The following is an 18,369-nucleotide window of genomic DNA, read 5'->3' as shown; positions in this document are numbered from 1 at the left end:
AGGGTGTGAAGGCGACATGACCGAACACGTGATCGCGACGTACGAGATCGAGACGTCGCTGCCGCTCGCTCGTGCGGCGGAGGTGCTCGCGGGAGAGCAGTCGACCGGCACCTTCGTGCGCGTCGAACGCGAGACCGACGATCTGCGCGCGCGCTTCGCGGCGCAGGTCGACGAGCTGATCGAGATGCCGGTGGGCGCGGCATCCGCTCTCCCCGGCACCGTGGGTGATCCGTCGCAGCGGCGGCGAGCGGCGGTGCGGCTGAGGTTCCCGCTCGACAACTTCGGCCCGTCGATCCCGAATCTGCTCGCCGCCGTCGCCGGCAACCTCTTCGAGATCAAGGAGCTCGCGGCGGTGAAGCTCGTCGACCTCGAGCTGCCCGCCCCCTTCGCCGAGCGGTATCGGGGGCCTTCGTTCGGCGTCGCGGGCACGCGGGAGCTCACCGGCCGTGCGTCGGGGGCGATGATCGGCACGATCGTGAAGCCGTCGATCGGCCTCTCGCCCGACGACCTCGCCGCCCTCGTCGGCGACCTCGCGGCGGCGGGCGTCGACTTCATCAAGGACGACGAGCTGCAGGGAAACGGACCCCACGCCCCGCTGGCCGCACGCGTGGCTGCGGTGATGCCCGTGCTCGAGCGCCACGCGGACCGCACCGGCGTCAAGCCGATGTACGCGTTCAACATCACCGACGACCTCGACCGGCTCGAAGCCAACCACGACCTGGTCGTGAACGCGGGTGGGACGTGCGTGATGGTGTGCATCAACGGCGTCGGCCTCGCCGGGCTGGCTGCGGTCAACCGCTTCGCGCGCGTCCCGATCCACGGACATCGGGCCGGGTTCGGCGCGATCAGCCGGTCCCCGCAGGTGGGCATCGCCTTCCGGGCCTGGCAGCAGCTCGCGCGCCTCGGCGGGGCCGATCACCTGCACACCAACGGCATCTCGAACAAGTTCTACGAGTCCGACGCCGAGGTGCTCGACTCGATCGCCGCGGTGCGGGCGCCGCTGCTGGACCTGACTCCGACCGTGCCGGTGCTCTCCTCGGGGCAGTGGGCGGGGCTCGCGCACGCCACCTACGCCGCCGTGGGCACGACCGACCTCCTCGTGCTGGCCGGCGGCGGCATCCACGGCCACCCCGGCGGAGCCGCAGCCGGTGTCGCGAGCATGCGCGACGCGTGGGCATCGGCCGAACGCGGCGAGTCCGTGCACGACGCGCTGCGCAGTTCCGAGGCCCTTCGCCGCGCGACCGAGATCTTCGGAGCCGTCCGTGAGTGACCTGCGCTGCGCCTTCTACGGCGACGACGTCACCGGCAGCGTGGACGCCCTGCTGCAGTTCGCCCGTCACGGCCTGAACGGGCGCCTGTTCATCGGCATGCCCGCCGACGCGGCGTTGCGACATGCCGCATCGGAGTGCGCCGTCGTGGGGATCGCCGGCATCGCGCGCTCGCTGGACACGGACGACCTCGACGCCGAGGTGCGCCCCGCGCTCACGGCGCTCGCGGCGCTGGAGCCCGCGGTCGTGCAGTACAAGGCCTGCTCCACGGTGGACTCGTCGCCCCGCATCGGCAGCCTCGGCCGCGTGCTCGAGATCGGACGAGACATCGTCGGCGCCGGACCCGTGCCGCTGCTCTTCGCGCAGCCGGGGTTCGGTCGCTATACGGCCTTCGGCCACCACTTCGCCGCCGAGGGCGGCGTCGTGCACCGTCTCGACCGACAGCCGACGATGTCGACCCATCCGTCCACTCCGATGACCGAGTCCGACCTCGCGCGGCACCTCGCACGGCAGACCGCGCTGCCGATCGGCGCGATCCCGTTCACGGCGTACACCGACGCCGGCGCACTCGCGGCCCGGATCTCCTCCTCGCCCGATGCGGCCGTCGTGCTCGACGCCCTCGACGACGCGCATCTGCGGCTGATCGGCGCCGCGCTCGGCCGGCTGCCGCGTCCGGTGTTCGCGATCGGCTCCGGCGGGCTCAGCACCGCCCTGGCATCGGACCGGCCCGCCGCAGACCTCCCGCACGCCACGGCGGCGCGCGGTCCGGTCCTCGTCGTGTCGGGAAGCCGGTCGCCGCAGACCCGACGGCAGGCGGATGCCGCGGCCCGCGCCGGCTGGGCGGTCATGCCTCTCGCGCTCGAACCGGCCGCGGTCGCGGCATCCGTCGACGACGCGCTGCGTGCGCTGGCCTCAGGGCGGAGCGTCGCGCTGACCTCCGACGACGTCGCGGCCGATGCCGGCGCCGACGTGCTCGCCGCCGTCGCGGCGAGCGCGGCGGCGCACGTGCGGGCCGCGGCGTCGGCGGGGGCGGCGACGCGGATCGTCGTGTGCGGCGGGGACACCTCGAGCCGCGTGATCCGTCTGCTCGGCGTGGAGTCGCTGTCGATCGCCGCCAACCCCTGGGACAACGTCGTGCTCCTCCGCACGCACGCCGCGGACGCGGCCGTCGACGGGCTGGAGGTGGCGCTGAAGGGAGGTCAGGTGGGCGCGGACGACCTGTTCGAGCAGCTTCGGACGCTCGACCGCTGACGCGCACCATGCGCCATCTTGACGCGCGGGCCGTCGTCGGTTATCGTTCGTTGAAACGATTCATCGGTGCGTTGAGCGCCGGACAAGGAGCACCTCGATGACGAGCACCGCCGCGACGACGCGCGTCTGCTTCGAGCTTCACGTCAAGCCCGAACTGCTCGACGAGTACGTCGCCCGCCACAGCCCCGTACGGGCCGAGATGCTGGCCGAGATCGCGGCATCCGGCCGCCGCAACTACTCCCTCTTCCTCGCCGAGGGCGGACGCCTCATCGGCTACTACGAGACCGACGACGACGCGGCCGCCCAGGCCTACCTCGCCGACTCCGAGATCGCCTCCCGCTGGGAGGCGGAGATGGCCCCCTACTTCGTCGGCCTCGCCGGTCGTCCCGACCAGGCCGCCACCGCACTGACCGAGATCTTCAACCTGCACGACCAGCTCACGGATGCCGCGGCATCCGGAGCGGAAAGCGACGCATCGTGACCACTCTCTCCCCCGACATCCTCGCGCAGCTCGAACGCCAGGGCATCGAGCTGCCCTCGTGGGCATTCGGCAACTCGGGTACACGGTTCCGCGTGTTCACGACCGCCGGCACTCCCCGCGACCCGTTCGAGAAGATTTCGGATGCCGCGAAGGTCAACGAGTTCACGGCGCTCGCCCCGAGCGTCGCGCTGCACATCCCGTGGGACAAGGTCGACTCGTACGACGAACTCCGCCGCCACGCGCAGGGCCTCGGCGTCGAGCTCGGCACGATCAACTCGAACACGTTCCAGGACGAGGACTACAAGTTCGGCGCCCTGACGCACGCCGACGACCGCATCCGCCAGAAGGCCATCGACCACCACTTCGAGTGCATCGACATCATGCACGCGACCGGTTCGCGCGACCTCAAGATCTGGCTCGCCGAGGGCTCGAACTACCCCGGCCAGAACGACATGCGCGCCCGTCAGGACCGCCTCCAGGACTCGCTGCAGCAGATCTACGCGCGCCTCGGCGAGGAGCAGCGCCTCGTGCTGGAGTACAAGTTCTTCGAGCCGGCGTTCTACCACACGGACGTTCCGGACTGGGGCACCTCCTACGCCCAGGTGGCCGCCCTCGGCGACCGGGCGATGGTGTGCCTCGACACCGGGCACCACGCTCCGGGCACGAACATCGAGTTCATCGTGATGCAGCTGCTGCGCCTCGGGAAGCTCGGCTCGTTCGACTTCAATTCGCGCTTCTACGCCGACGACGACCTGATCGTCGGCGCGGCCGACCCGTTCCAGCTGTTCCGGATCCTCTTCGAGGTCATCCGCGGCGGGGGCCTCAACAACCCCGACGTCGCGTTCATGCTCGACCAGTGCCACAACATCGAGGACAAGATCCCCGGTCAGATCCGGTCCGTGCTGAACGTGCAGGAGATGACCGCCCGCGCGCTGCTCGTCGATCGCGACGCCCTCGCCGCCGCGCAGAACGCGAACGACGTCCTCGGTGCGCAGGCCGTGCTCATGGACGCCTTCTACACCGACGTGCGCCCCGCGCTCGCGCAGTGGCGTGAGAGCCGCGGCCTCCCCGCCGATCCGATGGCCGCGTACGCGGCATCCGGCTACCAGCAGCAGATCGCGGCCGACCGCGTCGGCGGCACCCAAGCCGGCTGGGGCGCCTGACCCGCACCACCTCCCCGTTCCGCAGTCAGGAACTGCGGCCGATTGCCACCTGAACACGCAGGAACTGACTGCGCAGCTGGCCGAGAAGGAACAGACACATGACGAATGAGACAGCTCAGGAGCTGATCGAGCGGTCCAACCGCCTCGGCGCCGACCCGAGGAACACGAACTACGCCGGCGGCAACACGTCGGCGAAGGGCACCGAGACCGACCCCGTCACGGGCGAGCCGGTCGAGCTGCTGTGGGTGAAGGGCTCGGGCGGCGACCTGGGCACGCTCACCGAGGCGGGTCTCGCGGTGCTGCGGCTGGACCGGATGCGCGCGCTGGTCGACGTGTATCCGGGGGTTGATCGCGAGGACGAGATGGTCGCCGCGTTCGATTACTGCCTGCACGGCAAGGGCGGCGCGGCGCCGTCGATCGACACGGCGATGCACGGGCTGGTGGATGCCGCGCACGTCGACCACCTGCACCCCGACTCGGGCATCGCCATCGCGACCGCCGCGGACGGCGAGGCGCTGACCGCGAAGATCTTCGGCGACAGGGTCGTGTGGGTGCCGTGGCGGCGCCCCGGGTTCCAGCTGGGCCTCGACATCGCGGCCATCAAGGAGCAGAACCCCCAGGCCATCGGGTGCATCCTCGGCGGCCACGGCATCACCGCGTGGGGTGACACGTCGGCGGAGGCCGAGGCGAACTCGCTCTGGATCATCGAGACCGCCGCCGCCTACATCGCCGAGCACGGCAAGGCCGACCCGTTCGGCGGCGTCCGCTCCGGCTTCGAGGCCCTCCCCGAGGCCGAGCGCCGGGCCAAGGCCGCCGCGCTGGCCGCGACGATCCGCGGCCTCGCGTCGACGGACAAGCCGATGGTGGGCCACTTCACCGACGCCGCGGTCGTCACCGACTTCCTCGCGTCCGAGAAGGCCCCCGCTCTGGCCGCGCTGGGCACGAGCTGCCCCGACCACTTCCTGCGCACCAAGGTCAAGCCGCTGATCCTCGACCTTCCGGCGGACGCATCGGTCGAGGCATCCGTCGCCCGTCTGCAGGAACTGCACGAGGCCTACCGCGCCGACTACCAAGCGTACTACGACGCCCACGCGACCGCCGAGTCGCCCGCGATCCGCGGCGCCGATCCGCTCATCGTGCTGATCCCGGGCGTGGGCATGTTCTCGTACGGCGCGAACAAGCAGACCGCGCGCGTCGCGGGCGAGTTCTACGTCAACGCGATCAACGTCATGCGCGGCGCCGAGTCGCTGTCGACCTACTCCCCGATCTCGGATGCCGAGAAGTTCCGCATCGAGTACTGGGCGCTCGAAGAGGCCAAGCTGCAGCGCATGCCCAAGCCAAAGACGCACCAGGGGCGCATCGCGTTCGTGACGGGCGCGGCATCCGGTATCGGCAAGGCCATCGCGACCCGCCTCGCCGCCGAGGGCGCGTGCGTCGTCGTGGCCGACCTCGACCTCGAGAAGGCGCAGGCCGCTGCCGCCGAACTCGGGAGCACGGATGTCGCCATCGGCGTCGCGGCGAACGTGGCGGATGCCGCGGGCGTGCAGGCCGCGATCGATGCGACGCTCCTCGCGTTCGGCGGCATCGACCTGGTCGTGAACAACGCCGGCCTGTCGCTGTCGAAGCCGCTGCTCGAGACCACCGAGAAGGACTGGGATCTGCAGCACGACGTCATGGCCAAGGGTTCGTTCCTCGTGTCGAAGGCGGCCGCGAAGGCGCTCATCGAGCAGAAGCTGGGCGGCGACGTCATCTACATCTCGTCGAAGAACTCCGTCTTCGCCGGCCCGAACAACATCGCGTACTCGGCCACCAAGGCCGACCAGGCGCACCAGGTGCGCCTCCTCGCGGTCGAGCTCGGCGAGCACGGCGTGCGCGTCAACGGCATCAACCCCGACGGCGTCGTGCGCGGCTCCGGCATCTTCGCCGCCGGCTGGGGCGCCAACCGCGCCGCGACCTACGGCGTCAAGGAAGAGGACCTCGGGCAGTACTACGCCAACCGCACGATCCTCAAGCGCGAGGTCGTGCCCGAGAACGTCGCGGACGCCGTCTACGTGCTGACCGGCCCCGAGCTGAGCCGCACGACGGGCCTGCACATCCCCGTCGACTCCGGCGTCGCCGCCGCCTTCCTGCGATGAGCACGGATCCGGGCACTACTCGCGCGGCCGAATCCGGCATCCGCGCGAGCACCGAACGTGCGCGAACGCAGGATCCGACAGCGCGGGGCGAAGGCTGCACGGAGCGGTCCCGATGACCGAGCCGCACGGCGGGGTGGTCGCGGCCGTCGACCTCGGGGCGACCAGCGGCCGCGTCATGCTCGGCTACGTGGACGACGGGATGCTGCGCCTCGAGGCCGTGTCACGGTTCCCGAACGGGCCGGTGCCCGGTCCCGACGGGCTGCACTGGGACTTCACCGCGCTGTACCGGCACATCCTCGAGGGGCTTCGCGAAGCGGTCGCCCGCGAGCCCGGACTGGCCAGCGCCGGCATCGACTCGTGGGCGGTGGACTACGGACTCGTCGAGGGCGGCGAGGTGCTCGGCGAGCCGTTCCACTACCGCGACGAGCGCGCCGCGCGCGGCGTCGAGCAGGTGCACGCGGTGGTGCCGTTCGCCGACCTGTACCGCCGCAACGGCCTGCAGTTCCTGCCCTTCAACACGCTGTACCAGTACGTCACCGAGCGCAGCCTGGCCGACGCCGATGTCGCGCTCCTCATCCCCGATCTCGTCGCGTACCTCCTCACCGGCGCGCGCGTCGCCGAGCGCACGAACGCCTCGACGACGGGGCTCGTCGACGTGCGCTCCGGGCAGTGGGATCTCGAGCTCGCCGAGCGGCTCGGGATCCCGGCATCCGTGCTCCCTCGCCTCGTCGACCCGGGCGAGCCCCTCGGCGCCCTGCAGGGCGCGGCGCGCGAGCGCGTGGGCACCCCCGTCGAGGTGGTCGCCGTCGGCTCGCACGACACCGCGTCGGCCGTCGTGGCCGTTCCGCTCAGTTCGCCGAACGCGGCGTACATCTCCTGCGGCACGTGGGGGCTCGTGGGCGTCGAGCTCGATGATCCCGTCGTGAGCGACGCCGCGCGCGAGGCGAACTTCACGAACGAGGGCGGAGTGGACGGCCGCGTGCGCTTCCTGCACAACGTCACCGGTCTGTGGCTGCTGAGCGAGTCGGTGCGCGCGTGGGAGGCCGAGGACGGCGCTCCGATCGACCTTCCGGGACTGCTGGATGCCGCGGCATCCGTCGACGGCGACGTCGCCCTCTTCGACGCGAACGACCCGCGGCTGTCGGCCCCGGGCGACATGCCGGCGCGCATCGCCGCAGTGCTCGACGAGGACGGCGCGGCCGTGCCGACCTCGCGCGCGGCCTTCGCGCGCTCGATCGTCGAGAGCATCGCGCAGGCGTTCGCGACCGCCGTCGGCACCGCCGGCCGGCTCACCGACCGCGAGGTCGACGTGATCCACGTGGTCGGCGGCGGGGCCCTCAACCGCCCGCTGTGCCAGGCGACCGCCGACCGCTCGGGGCTCCCCGTTCTCGCCGGACCGGTCGAGGCGACCGCGCTCGGCAATGTGCTCGTGCAGGCGCGTGCGCACGGATGGTTCGGACCGGATGCCTCGCTCGAGACCCTCCGCGAGGCCGTCGCCGCCGCCTTCCCGCCGGTGAGGTACGACCCGCGGGGCTGACGCCGGCCCGGCCGAGCACGGCCGTTCTCGAGAAGCGGATGCCGCGGCATCCGCTTCGCCGTTCGTCAAGCCCTGTCGTCGCGCGGCCGCCCCGGCCTACCGTGTGCGCATGAACGCACAGAGACCCGAGGACGAGCCCGTCGAGCAGGACCACCCGATCGGCGGCGACGAGACCACCGAGAATCAGCTCCAGGCCGACAACCCGGCCGAGGAAGAGACCCTCAAGACCCTCGACCCCGACGCCGCGCCCGCCTGACGGCTGAGGGCTCGAGTCGCGGTCTCACGCTTCGCGTGTGATCGTGACCTTCACGTGCAGGTGGGACTTGAACGGGCCGGCATAGACACCCCGGAGCGGGGGGACGTCGCCGTAGTCGCGGCCGCGGCCGACCAGCACGTGCCGGTCTCCGATCTCGATGTTGTTCGTGGGGTCGAAGCCCTGCCATTCGCCGGCGAACCACTCGACCCACGCGTGCGACTCCCCCGTGACGGCCACGCCGACGTCGGCCGTGGGGCGCGGGTGCAGGTATCCCGAGACGTACCGTGCCGGGATCCCGACCTCGCGCAGGGCGCCGAGCGTGATGTGCGCGATGTCCTGGCACACGCCCTTGCGCGCCTCCCATGCCTCCTGCGCGGTCGAGTGCACGCCGGTGATGCCGTGCATGTACTCGACGGCGTCACCGATGCCGGTCGAGATCGCGTGTGCGGCGCGGCCGGGGTGATCGTGCTGGGCCGCGATGGAGCGGGCGAGCTCGGCGACCTCGGGATGCGGTCGCGTGCGGCCGGTCTGCGTCAGCTGCTCGACGGTCTCGATCGAACGGCCCGCCTCGCGGGCGAGCCCGTGCCACGTCACATCGACGTGCTCGAGGGGTCGGGGACGCACCTCGACGAGCGACTTCGCGGTGATCGTGAGCGCGGCGTGCGGCGAGAGCACGTCGAACGCGGCCACGCGAGTGCCGAAGTAGTCGACGTACTGGTTGACCGACGTCGACGGCTCGATGTCGAGCGACGAATTCAGCACGAACTGGCTGTCCGTCGAGCCGGGCAGCATCCGTGCTTCGTTGTACGACGCCGACACGTCGCCCTGGTAGCTGAACCCGGTCTGGTGTTCGATCCTCAGTCTCTTCATGAGCGCCGCCCCGACCGCTTCGCAGCGCGCCGAGGCGCGGCCGGTTGTTGGGCCCGTCGAAACATCATGAGATCTCCCCGATCCAGCTGGGTTCGGCCTGCGTCGGGAAGAAGCGGCTTCGGATGGCTTCGGATGCCTCGCGCGTGACCTTCTGCACGCGGTCCATGTGCTGGGGCAGTTCGCTGAGGATCTCGCCGACCGGCCGGTACTCGAGGTCATTGCGGATCTGACCCAGCGCCCGCAGCACGGTGTTGGAGTGGCCCACGCGGTCCGCGCGGGGGTCGATCGCGCTCATGCACTCCTCGGCCCGTTGGATCGAGTAGATGATCGACCGGGGGAACAGGCGGTCCAACAGCAGGAACTCGGCCGCATTGCGTGCGCTCGGCATGCCGCGGTAGGTGCGCAGGTACGCCTCGTAGGCGCCGCACGAACGCAGGATGGTGGTCCAGGACGGACCGGATGCCTGGGTCAGCGACCTCGTCGCGAGGAGCCGCGCCGTCATGTCGGTGCGCTCGATGCTGCGCCCCAGGGTGAAGAACTGCCAGGCCTCGTCGCGGCTCGTGGACGAGTCGACGATGCCGACGGCGAGCGCGGCGCGCTCGCGCACCCATTGGAAGAACTCGTGCACGCGGTCGGCCTGGAGGCGCCGCGGCATCCGGGTGTTCGTGGTGTTGAGGGTCTCCCACAGCTCGGTCGAGACGATCTCGCGGGCACGACGGGCGTTCTCGCGAGATGCCGTCAGGGCGTACGCGATGCTCGACGGGTTCATGCGGTCGACCGCGAGGCGCGCGAGCACATCTTCGCGGCGCACGTGCTGCACTCCTTCGGGCGGAAGCGACCCCATGACGCTCAGCAGCGATCGGCACGCGGTGTCCTCGTCGATCCACGGGTCCTCGAGCAGCAGCTGGAGGTGCACGTCGAGGATGCGGGCGGTGCCGTCGCTGCGCTCGATGTAGCGCCCGATCCAGAACAGCGACTCGGCGATGCGGCTCAGCATGTCCGATCACCCCCGTGTGCCGTGTCCCACTCTTCGTCGGCTGCGGGCCGATCAGACGTCGGATTCTGGGACACGATCAAGGGGGGAGCCGCCTGCTGTTGCTGTTGCTGTTGCTGCTGCTCCGACTGCGACGCGTGGGGCATCCCACTCGCGTGCTCCTGCTGCTGCTGCTCGTGCTGGTCGCGGCGGCTGCTGCCGGCGGGATCACGGGGCGAGTGCGCGGGCTCGGGCTGGCCGTCGTAGATGATCGGGATGGATGCCGTCACGGTGGCCGCCTGGTCGGCGACCAGTCCCGAGACGCCGTTGCCCTGGCCGTACTCCACGTGCGACGGTGCGGAGCCGCCGATCACCCACGTGTCCTTCGATCCTCCGCCCTGGCTGGAGTTCACGACGAGCTGGCCCTCCGGGAGCGCGACGCGCGTGAGTCCGCCGGGCAGCACCCAGACGTCCTCGCCGTCGTTGACCGCGAACGGACGCAGGTCGGCATGGCGGGGACGCATGCCGTCCTCGACCAGGGTCGGGATGGTCGACAGCATCACCACCGGCTGCGCGATCCAGCCACGCGGATCGGCCAGGAGTCGCTGCCGGAGCTTCTCGAGCTCGGCGGGCGAGGCATCCGGTCCCACCACGAGGCCCTTGCCGCCCGACCCGTCGACGGGCTTCACCACGAGCTCGTCGAGGCGATCGAGCACCTCTTCGAGAGCATTCGGGTCCTCGAGCCGCCACGTGTCGACGTTCTTGAGGATCGGCTCCTCCGCGAGGTAGTAGCGGATGAGGTCGGGCACGTAGGTGTAGAGCAGCTTGTCGTCGGCCACGCCGTTGCCGACGGCGTTCGCGATCGTGACGTTGCCCAGGCGCGCGGCGAGCATGAGTCCGGGGGCGCCGAGCATGGAATCGGCGCGGAACTGCAGCGGATCGAGGAACTCGTCATCGACTCGGCGGTAGATGACGTCGACCCTCTTGGGGCCGCGCGTGGTGCGCATGAAGACCTTGCCGCCCACGCAGAGCAGGTCGCGTCCCTCGACGAGCTCGACGCCCATCAGCCGGGCGAGCAGCGTGTGCTCGAAGTACGCGGAGTTGTACACGCCGGGCGTGAGCACGACGACGTTCGGGTCATCGATGCCGGCCGGCGCTGAGGCGCGCAGCGCCGCCAGCAGCTTGTTGGGGTAATCGCCCACCGGGCGCACGCGCATCGAGACGAACAGCTCGGGCAGCGTCTGCGCCATGACCCGCCGGTTCGAGATCACGTACGAGACGCCCGACGGCACGCGCACGTTGTCTTCGAGCACACGCATCTCACCGTGCTCGTCGCGGATGAGGTCGATGCCGGAGACCTGGATGCGCACGCCGTTGGCGGAGTGGATGCCGGCAGCCTGCCGGTAGAAGTACTGCGACGACGCGATCAGCCCGGCGGGGAGCACCTCGTCGCGCACGCAGTGCTGGCGACCGTAGGCGTCGTCGAGGAAGGCCTCGAGCGCCTTGACCCGCTGCTTGACCCCGGCCTCCACGCGCGACCATTCGTCGTACGTGATGACGCGCGGCACGGCGTCGAGGGGGAACGGGCGCTCCTCGCCCGCGAAGTCGAACGTGACGCCCTGCGCGAGGTACGAGCTCGCGAGCGAATCGGTGCGCCCGCGCAGCTCTTCCTGCGTCATCTGGGCGAGCGCCTGGTAGAGCTCCCGATAGGCGTGACGGGACTCGGCGAGATCGCCCGGATGCGCCGGACTGCCGAACATCTCGTCGTACGCGGGAACTCCGGATGCCGTCTTGCGCGGCGCCAGAGTGGAGCCGTAGCCGTCGAACAGATCACCCATGCACGAAGCCTAGTCGGGGCCGTGTTGCGGGAGTGTTTCGCCGCCGCGGGGGGAAGGCGGACGCATGGTGCGTGACGAACGCGGGAGAAAGGCCGCCTCCGGCACCGCTCGCGCGTCGCTTCGCGGCGTGTCTCCCGCGGCCTCGACCGACCCCGCCCCCCGCGCGCGGACGTACGCTGTCCTGGTGACGACGTCGCGCGTGGACCGCGGCATCGCGGCGCCCTACGGATGGGCGGCCGGGGTGGGCGCCGTCGCGCTCGGAGCCGGCCTGGGCGAACTCGTCGGCGCGGTCGTCGCGCCGACGTCGGGACCGTTCGTCGTCGTCGGCGGCGCACTGATCGACGCCGCGCCGCCGTGGGCGAAGGATGCCGCGATCGCCCTCTTCGGAACCGCCGACAAGATCGCGCTCCTCATCGGGATCGGCCTCGTCGTGCTCGTGCTCGCGGCACTCGCCGGCTGGCTCGAGCTGCGGCGGCCCCCGTGGGGGCGCGCGGTGGTGGTCGCCTTCGGGGCGGTCGGCGCGATCGCCGCCGTCACCCGCGCGAACGCCGGCGCCCTCGCCTGGCTGCCCGCCGTGGTCGCGGGCATCGTCGGCGCATTCGCCCTGTGGTGGTTGGTGCGGATGCTGGCGCCCGGCGCCGCTGCGCGGGATGCCCGGTCGGGCGAGACATTCCCTCGCGCGCCCTCCGGGCGGGCTCCCGCCAAACCCGTTGCCAGCTCGCCCGACCGGGCATCCCGCTCCGCTGTCACCCCGGACGCCGACGATCCTTCGTCGAAGGAAGCGCTTCCCGGCACGGCGGCACCGTCGCGCCGTTCGTTCCTCGTCTGGTCCGGGGCGGCCGTCGTGGCGGGGGTCGTCGCCGCGGCGGCGGGGACCGCGATGCGCGCGGGAAGCAGCGCCCTCGCCGCCATCAAGGCCGTCGTGCTCCCGGCGCCGGCGGTCGCGGCGCCTCCCGTGCCGGCGGCGGCTGAGCTCGACATCCCGGGGCTCGCCCGTGTCGTGACCCCGAACGACCGGTTCTACCGCATCGACACCGCCCTCATCGTGCCCACCATCGACCCCGCGGACTGGAACCTGCACATCTTCGGCATGGTCGAGGAGGAGGTGAAGCTGACCTGGGACGAGCTGCTCGAACTTCCCCTCGTCGAGGCGCACACCACGCTCGCGTGCGTGTCGAACGAGGTCGGCGGCACCCTCATCGGCAATGCTCTGTGGCTCGGCTATCCGATCCGCGACCTGCTCGCGCGGGCGCGGCCGACAGCCGAGGCCGACATGGTGCTGTCGCGGTCGCGGGACGGGTTCACGGCATCCACTCCGCTCGACGTGCTCACCGACGATCGCGACGCGCTGCTGGCCATCGGGATGAACGGCGAGCCGCTGCCGCCGGAGCACGGGTTCCCGGCGCGCCTCGTGGTGCCGGGTCTGTACGGATACGTCTCGGCGACGAAGTGGGTGAAGGAGCTCGAGGTGACCCGCTTCGACAGGGCGCGCGCCTACTGGACCGACCGCGGCTGGTCGGAGCGCGGGCCGATCAAGCTGCAGTCCCGCATCGACGTGCCGCGGAAGAGCCAGGGACTCACCGCGGGCGACACGGTCATCGCGGGCGTCGCCTGGCAGCAGCACGTCGGCGTCGCGGGCGTCGAGGTGCAGATCGACGAGGGCCCGTGGCAGCCCGCGACGCTCGCGGCAGCGATCTCGACCGACACATGGGTGCAGTGGCACCTGCCGTGGACGGCGGTCGAAGGCGACCACCTCATCCGCTGCCGTGCGATCAGCGCGACGGGCGAGGTGCAGACCTCGGACCGCGCCCACCCCGCACCCGACGGTGCGTCCGGCTGGCACGAGCGGTTCGTCAGCGTCTTCGCGTGAGCGCAGCGCGCGGCAGGCGCGCGGCAGGCGCGCGAGCGCCTCAGCGCGCGAGGACGAACCGCAGCTGCTCCACGGCCCAGTCCAGCTCGGTCGCCCGCACCACGAGCGGCGGTGCGATCCGGATCGTCTGGCCGTGGGTGTCCTTGACGAGCACGCCGCGCGCGATGAGGCGTTCGGCGACCTCGCGCCCCGTGCCGACGGCCGGATCGATGTCGACCCCTGCCCACAGGCCGGCGGTCCGCACCGCGGTGACACCGTGCCCCACGAGCGCGGCCAGCCGCGTCTCGAGGTGCTCGCCGAGCGCCTTGGCCCGCGTCTGGAACTCGCCCGTCTTCAGCATCTCGACCACCCGCAGTCCGACGGCAGCCGCCAGCGGATTGCCGCCGAACGTCGACCCGTGCTCGCCAGGACGGATCACTCCGAGCACTTCGTCGTCAGCCGCGACGGCGGACAGAGGCAGGATGCCGCCGCCCAGCGCCTTGCCGAGCAGGTACACATCGGGGACCACGCCTTCGCGATCGCACGCGAACGTCTCGCCCACGCGGCCGAGGCCCGACTGGATCTCGTCGGCGATGAACAGGACGTTGTTCCTCGTGCACAGATCCCGCACCGCACCCAGGTAGCCCGCCGGGGGGATCACGACGCCCGCCTCGCCCTGGATGGGCTCGATGAGCACCGCGGCGGTGTTCTCGTCGATCGCGGCTTCGATCGCCGCCGCGTCGCCGAACGGCACGTGCACGAACCCGGGCGTGAACGGCCCGAAGCCGTCGCGAGCCTGCGGATCGTCGCTGAACCCGACGATCGTCGTCGTGCGGCCGTGGAAGTTCCCGTTCGCGACCACGACGGTGGCGGCATCCGGAGCAATGCCCTTCACCCGGTAGCCCCACGCGCGCGCCACCTTGATGCCGGTCTCGACGGCCTCCGCGCCGGTGTTCATCGGCAGGACGAGATCCTTCCCGCACAGCTCCGCCAGCGCCTCGGCGAAGGGCCCGAGCCGGTCGTTGTGGTAAGCGCGGCTGGTGAGGGTGAGGCGGTTGAGCTGCTCCTGGGCGGCGGCGAGGAGCGCGGGATGCCCGTGCCCGAAGTTCAGGGCGGAGTACGCCGAGAGCAGGTCGAGGTAGCGCTTGCCCTCGACATCCGTCACCCACGCGCCCTCGCCGCGCGAGATCACGACGGGCAGCGGGTGGTAGTTGTGGGCGACGTGATCGTTCTCGTCGGCGATGATGCGCGCCATCGCGGTGTCGAGGTCGGGCGAGGTGGAGGTCATCGACTCGTCTCCTGACCGTGCCGCAGTTCGAGCGTGCAGCACTTGATGCCGCCGCCGCCGAGCAGCAGCTCGGAGAGGTCGATCAGCACGGGGTTGTAGCCGCGCTCGCGCAGCTGCGCCTCGAAGCCGGTGGCGCGCGGCGAGATGAGGACGTTGAGGCCGTCGCTCGCGGAGTTGAGGCCGAAGACGGCGCCGTCCTCGTCGGTCACGCGGATCGCGTCGGGGAAGCGGTCCTCGAGGATGCCGCGGCTCACGTCGTCGAACGCGGTGGGCAGGTAGGCGATGTTGGCCCTGTCGACACCCCCGGGTCCTTCGACGGGGTCGAGCACCGAGATCGCCGTGTCGAGGTGGTAGAACCGCGGGTCGATGAGCGTGAGGCTCACGACCTCCTTGCCGAACACGTCGCCGAGCTCGCGGTGGCTGTCTCCGGTGGAGCGGAATCCGGTGCCGGCGAGCATCGTGTCGCCGACGAGCAGGAAGTCGCCCTCGCCCTCGTTGACCTCGACCGGCTCGACGACCTCGAAGCCGTTCTCCCGGAACCAGTCCATGAACGCCGGCCCTTCGGGCGCCCGCTCGGCGAAGCGGAACTTCGCGCCGTACGCGACGCCGTCGATCACGAACCCGCCGTTGGCGGTGTAGACCATGTCGGGCAGACCCTCGATGGGGTCGATCAGCCGGACGTCGTGACCGAGCGCGACGTAGGTGTCGTACAGGACCTGCCACTGCGCGACCGCCTTGGCGGTGTCGGTCGGCTTGGCGGGCTCCATCCACGGGTTGATCGTGTAGCTGACGGTGAAGTGCTCGGGACGGCACATCAGGTAGCTGCGGTGCTGCCGGATGCGGGTCGTCGCGGCGGCGGCGCCGGCCGCGACTGCGGTGTGCTGCGTGGACATCTTGCTCCTTGCGAAGGGGCGGCGGACGCTGTCCAGGGGCCCGGCGGAGCTGGGGAAGCCGGCGACTCGGGCACGCCGGGTTCATTCTCTCACTCGCCTCGCCGAGCGTGCACGTTCGGCAGGACGAGGCAGGATCAGGATGCCGTGACGACCACCTTGCCGACGACGTGGCCGTCGTCCACCCGGGCCAGGGCATCGCGGGCTTCGGCGAACGGGTAGCTGCGCTCGATCAGCGGGCGGATCGTGCCCGCCGCTGCGAGCGACAAGAGCTCGGTCAGGATGTCGGCCCTGGCGACGGCGGCGACGGGGCGCAGCCCCCGCTTCGAGCCGACGGAGAGGACGGATGCCGCGAGGATCCGCCCGATCGGACCCAGGACGCGCCCGCCCTCGCCTGAGACGAGTGCGACGGCGCCGCCGTCGCGCACTATGCCCCGCAGCGTGCGCAGCGGGGCCGTGCCCGCGATGTCGATGACAGCGTCGAACTCCCCGCCGAGCTCGTCGGCGCCAGGCTGCACCGACCGGTAGTCGAAGGTGCGCACCGCGCCGAGTTCTTCGACGACGGCGCGGCTGTGCTGACCGCACAGCGCCCACACCGTCGCGCCCCGCTGCGCGGCGAGCTGCACCGCGAACGTTCCGACGCCGCCGGACGCCCCGATCACCAGCACGCGGTGACCGTCGGCGACGCCGGCGCGATCGAGCGCCTGCCACGCCGTTCCCGCCGCCACGGGCAGCGCGGCGGCCGAGACCGGATCGAGGTCTGCGGGCCGCTTCGCAAGCCGCGCCGCCGGAGCGAGCGCGTAGGCCGCGAGCCCTCCGCCGCCCGGCAGCTCGCACACGACTTCGTCGCCCACGGCGAATCCGGTCACGTCGTCGCCCGTCGCGACCACCGTGGCCGCGGCATCCATTCCCCGCACGGGCTGCTTCGGGCGTCGCAGGCCGAAGGCCGTCCGCACCAGGAGCGGCTCGCCGCGCATCACGCGGACGTCGCCGTTGTTGAGGCCGGTGACACGAAGGCGCAGGAGCACGTGTCCGCGACGCGGCGCCGGAACGTCCGAGGTGGCGAGGGCGACGGTCTCGGGACCGCCGTATCGGTCCTGCCGCCATGCGGGCATCGTCGCGGGGAGTGCAGCGGTCATGTCAGGCCTCCGGGTACTGGAAGACGCCGTCGAGCCCCACGCCGAACACGCGGGAGATCTGGAAGGCGAGCTCGAGCGTGGGCGAGTACTTCCCCTGCTCGATCGCGATGAGCGTCTGGCGCGTCACGCCGATCTGCCGGGCGAGGTCTGCCTGCGTGAGGCCGGCCGCTTCGCGCAGGGCACGGATCGAGTTCGTCACGCGGGTGGGCTTGACCATCAGACGAGTCCCCAGCGGTAGGCGATGACGCTGGCGATGCCTCCGACGATCGATGACAGGGCGAAGCCGTAGAACATCGTGTTCGCGATCCAGAACCAGTCGACCTGGAAGGCGCATTCGACGATGACGCCGAGTCCCGCGATGACCAGGAATGCCTGGCCGACGCGCGTGCTCATGTGACTGATGTCGCGGTCGCGCTGATCGGACTTCCCGACGCCGTCGGGGTCGCGCATGCCCGCGAGCATGCCCCACACGATGCTCACCACGATCGCGGCGACGATGCTGGCGCCGATCGTCCAGAGCATCAGCGGCACCCAGTCCACGTCTTCGATCGGGCCGCCCGCCGCCCGCTGCAGCACGAGGATCGTGTAGATCGTCATGCCGATCAGGCTCACGATGAGACTCGACCAGATGTTGCGTTCCTCGTAGACCACGATGCCCTCCGATGTCTAGAATCTTTGACATCCCGAGGCTACGCCGCCCCCGGCATCCATGTCAAGAATCTTTTACATGGCACCCCGCTGGCGGTCCGACGCCCTTCGAGGCGGCAGGGCGGCGGGGCGGGGGCGGGGGCAGGTCGGGCCCTTAGATCACGTCCTCCGACCACCGGTCGGGGTTTCCGAAAAGTTTGGGCTGTGAAGCGTCATTCGGTGTCTATTTCTCCGCGATGGCTCACCCTGGACTGGGTGAATCTTCCGTCTAGAGTTGCGACATGTCCGTGAACGTCGAGTCTCCGCCTGTCGCGAGGCGGCGCGCGGGTGCGCTGTGGGTGATCGGGGTTTCCCTCGCCATCGCCGCCGTCATTTCGCTGTTCGCACTCCTGGCGGTCAGCCCCGATGAAAACGCCACGATGGAGGGGCTCTCGGGAGTGTGGGTCAGCACAAGTGATGAGGCACCCGGCACCCTCATCTTGAATGCAGACGGAACTGCGCGCCTAGAGCATCTGACTGCATTCGACACCTGGGCGGACCCCAAGGAGAAGATCGCTGACAACCTCAGCGCCGACGGGACGTGGAGCCTGCACGGCTACAACTTGCAGGTCCGCCCCGATCCGGCAGGCCCTGGTCCAGAACTCTTCCCGATGATCGTCTACAAATCAGCGATCGTCGGCAACACGATTGAGATGATCGTTGGCGACCCTGACGGTCCCCGCTTCGTCCAGGAATTCAAACGCTCAGACTCCCGCTGACGTCTGGCGCTCGGCGCGGCGAGCG

At 70.9% G+C, this 18,369-nt stretch carries 17 protein-coding genes; 9 read left to right on the top strand and 8 right to left on the bottom strand.

Going from position 1 to position 18,369, the window contains the following annotated elements:
• Positions 1-16 precede the first annotated feature (16 nt).
• The 7 genes from OL358_RS07750 (at position 17) to OL358_RS07720 (ending at position 8,091) form a co-directional block, all read left to right on the top strand.
• Complete coding sequence (locus tag OL358_RS07750) at positions 17-1,270, top strand: RuBisCO large subunit C-terminal-like domain-containing protein (protein ID WP_264709395.1); 1,254 nt, start codon at positions 17-19, stop codon at positions 1,268-1,270.
• Positions 1,263-2,519: a four-carbon acid sugar kinase family protein gene (locus tag OL358_RS07745; protein ID WP_264709394.1), complete on the top strand. Its 1,257-nt coding sequence runs from the start codon at positions 1,263-1,265 to the stop codon at positions 2,517-2,519. Before OL358_RS07750 ends, OL358_RS07745 begins: the two co-directional genes overlap by 8 nt.
• A 97-nt stretch (positions 2,520-2,616) precedes the next feature.
• Positions 2,617-3,000, top strand: coding sequence for an L-rhamnose mutarotase (locus tag OL358_RS07740; protein ID WP_264709393.1), 384 nt, complete (start codon positions 2,617-2,619; stop codon positions 2,998-3,000).
• Positions 2,997-4,163 (top strand): L-rhamnose isomerase, encoded by a 1,167-nt coding sequence (gene rhaI / locus OL358_RS07735; RefSeq protein WP_264709392.1) that lies wholly within the window; start codon positions 2,997-2,999, stop codon positions 4,161-4,163. The genes OL358_RS07740 and rhaI overlap by 4 nt, the downstream gene beginning before the upstream one ends.
• Before the next feature lie 98 nt (positions 4,164-4,261).
• On the top strand, positions 4,262-6,298 hold the full coding sequence (locus OL358_RS07730; protein ID WP_264709390.1) for a bifunctional aldolase/short-chain dehydrogenase: 2,037 nt from the start codon (positions 4,262-4,264) through the stop codon (positions 6,296-6,298).
• A gap of 112 nt (positions 6,299-6,410) precedes the next feature.
• Positions 6,411-7,835: a rhamnulokinase gene (locus OL358_RS07725; RefSeq protein ID WP_264709389.1), complete on the top strand. Its 1,425-nt coding sequence runs from the start codon at positions 6,411-6,413 to the stop codon at positions 7,833-7,835.
• 109 nt (positions 7,836-7,944) lie between these two features.
• Positions 7,945-8,091, top strand: a complete 147-nt coding sequence (locus OL358_RS07720) for a hypothetical protein (protein WP_264709388.1) — start codon at positions 7,945-7,947, stop codon at positions 8,089-8,091.
• A gap of 24 nt (positions 8,092-8,115) precedes the next feature.
• Here the strand turns inward: OL358_RS07720 and OL358_RS07715 are convergent, their stop codons facing one another.
• The 3 genes from OL358_RS07715 to OL358_RS07705 all read right to left on the bottom strand — a co-directional run bounded on the left by OL358_RS07715 (position 8,116) and on the right by OL358_RS07705 (position 11,772).
• Complete coding sequence (locus tag OL358_RS07715) at positions 8,116-8,961, bottom strand: transglutaminase family protein (RefSeq protein ID WP_264709387.1); 846 nt, start codon at positions 8,959-8,961, stop codon at positions 8,116-8,118.
• Between the two features lie 64 nt (positions 8,962-9,025).
• Entirely contained in the window at positions 9,026-9,958 is a 933-nt protein-coding gene (locus OL358_RS07710) for an alpha-E domain-containing protein (RefSeq protein WP_264709386.1), read from the bottom strand.
• The gene (locus OL358_RS07705) at positions 9,952-11,772 is read right to left on the bottom strand and encodes a circularly permuted type 2 ATP-grasp protein (protein ID WP_264709385.1); all 1,821 of its coding nucleotides are present in this window, start codon (positions 11,770-11,772) and stop codon (positions 9,952-9,954) included. The genes OL358_RS07710 and OL358_RS07705 overlap by 7 nt, the downstream gene beginning before the upstream one ends.
• 184 nt (positions 11,773-11,956) lie before the next feature.
• On the opposite strand from OL358_RS07705, the gene OL358_RS07700 reads away from it, so the two are divergent.
• Positions 11,957-13,642 (top strand): molybdopterin-dependent oxidoreductase, encoded by a 1,686-nt coding sequence (locus tag OL358_RS07700; RefSeq protein WP_264709384.1) that lies wholly within the window; start codon positions 11,957-11,959, stop codon positions 13,640-13,642.
• 40 nt (positions 13,643-13,682) lie between these two features.
• Here OL358_RS07700 and rocD read toward each other — a convergent pair whose 3' ends face one another.
• The 5 genes from rocD to OL358_RS07675 form a co-directional block, all read right to left on the bottom strand.
• Positions 13,683-14,909 carry an ornithine--oxo-acid transaminase gene (gene rocD / locus OL358_RS07695; protein WP_319805437.1) on the bottom strand — a complete coding sequence of 409 codons (1,227 nt, stop codon included), beginning with the start codon at positions 14,907-14,909 and terminating at the stop codon, positions 13,683-13,685.
• The gene (ddaH, locus tag OL358_RS07690; protein ID WP_413631345.1) at positions 14,906-15,802 is read right to left on the bottom strand and encodes a dimethylargininase; all 897 of its coding nucleotides are present in this window, start codon (positions 15,800-15,802) and stop codon (positions 14,906-14,908) included. The genes rocD and ddaH overlap by 4 nt, the downstream gene beginning before the upstream one ends.
• A 134-nt stretch (positions 15,803-15,936) precedes the next feature.
• Entirely contained in the window at positions 15,937-16,938 is a 1,002-nt protein-coding gene (locus OL358_RS07685) for an NAD(P)-dependent alcohol dehydrogenase (protein ID WP_264709383.1), read from the bottom strand.
• 1 nt (position 16,939) lies between these two features.
• Entirely contained in the window at positions 16,940-17,155 is a 216-nt protein-coding gene (locus OL358_RS07680) for a helix-turn-helix transcriptional regulator (RefSeq protein ID WP_264709382.1), read from the bottom strand.
• Positions 17,155-17,589 carry a hypothetical protein gene (locus OL358_RS07675; RefSeq protein ID WP_264709380.1) on the bottom strand — a complete coding sequence of 145 codons (435 nt, stop codon included), beginning with the start codon at positions 17,587-17,589 and terminating at the stop codon, positions 17,155-17,157. Before OL358_RS07675 ends, OL358_RS07680 begins: the two co-directional genes overlap by 1 nt.
• A 278-nt stretch (positions 17,590-17,867) precedes the next feature.
• Between OL358_RS07675 and OL358_RS07670 the strand changes: the two genes are divergently transcribed.
• Positions 17,868-18,344 carry a hypothetical protein gene (locus OL358_RS07670; protein WP_264709379.1) on the top strand — a complete coding sequence of 159 codons (477 nt, stop codon included), beginning with the start codon at positions 17,868-17,870 and terminating at the stop codon, positions 18,342-18,344.
• Positions 18,345-18,369: the final 25 nt, after the last annotated feature.

This window comes from Microbacterium sp. SSM24 (genome assembly GCF_025989145.1).
In the GTDB taxonomy this organism is placed as follows: domain Bacteria; phylum Actinomycetota; class Actinomycetes; order Actinomycetales; family Microbacteriaceae; genus Microbacterium.
Note: the sequence above shows the minus strand (reverse complement) of the source record. Positions and strands in the feature narration are given on the sequence as shown.

Bases quoted from the DNA above. Each gene is read 5' to 3' on its own strand.
- OL358_RS07750 (WP_264709395.1), top strand. From the start codon at position 17: ATGACCGAACACGTGATCGCGACGTACGAGATCGAGACGTCGCTGCCG.
- OL358_RS07740 (WP_264709393.1), top strand. From the start codon at position 2,617: ATGACGAGCACCGCCGCGACGACGCGCGTCTGCTTCGAGCTTCACGTC.
- OL358_RS07730 (WP_264709390.1), top strand. From the start codon at position 4,262: ATGACGAATGAGACAGCTCAGGAGCTGATCGAGCGGTCCAACCGCCTC.
- OL358_RS07725 (WP_264709389.1), top strand. From the start codon at position 6,411: ATGACCGAGCCGCACGGCGGGGTGGTCGCGGCCGTCGACCTCGGGGCG.
- OL358_RS07720 (WP_264709388.1), top strand. From the start codon at position 7,945: ATGAACGCACAGAGACCCGAGGACGAGCCCGTCGAGCAGGACCACCCG.
- OL358_RS07715 (WP_264709387.1), bottom strand. From the start codon at position 8,961: ATGAAGAGACTGAGGATCGAACACCAGACCGGGTTCAGCTACCAGGGC.
- OL358_RS07710 (WP_264709386.1), bottom strand. From the start codon at position 9,958: ATGCTGAGCCGCATCGCCGAGTCGCTGTTCTGGATCGGGCGCTACATC.
- OL358_RS07705 (WP_264709385.1), bottom strand. From the start codon at position 11,772: ATGGGTGATCTGTTCGACGGCTACGGCTCCACTCTGGCGCCGCGCAAG.
- rocD (WP_319805437.1), bottom strand. From the start codon at position 14,909: ATGACCTCCACCTCGCCCGACCTCGACACCGCGATGGCGCGCATCATC.
- ddaH (WP_413631345.1), bottom strand. From the start codon at position 15,802: ATGTCCACGCAGCACACCGCAGTCGCGGCCGGCGCCGCCGCCGCGACG.
- OL358_RS07685 (WP_264709383.1), bottom strand. From the start codon at position 16,938: ATGACCGCTGCACTCCCCGCGACGATGCCCGCATGGCGGCAGGACCGA.
- OL358_RS07680 (WP_264709382.1), bottom strand. From the start codon at position 17,155: ATGGTCAAGCCCACCCGCGTGACGAACTCGATCCGTGCCCTGCGCGAA.
- OL358_RS07670 (WP_264709379.1), top strand. From the start codon at position 17,868: ATGTCCGTGAACGTCGAGTCTCCGCCTGTCGCGAGGCGGCGCGCGGGT.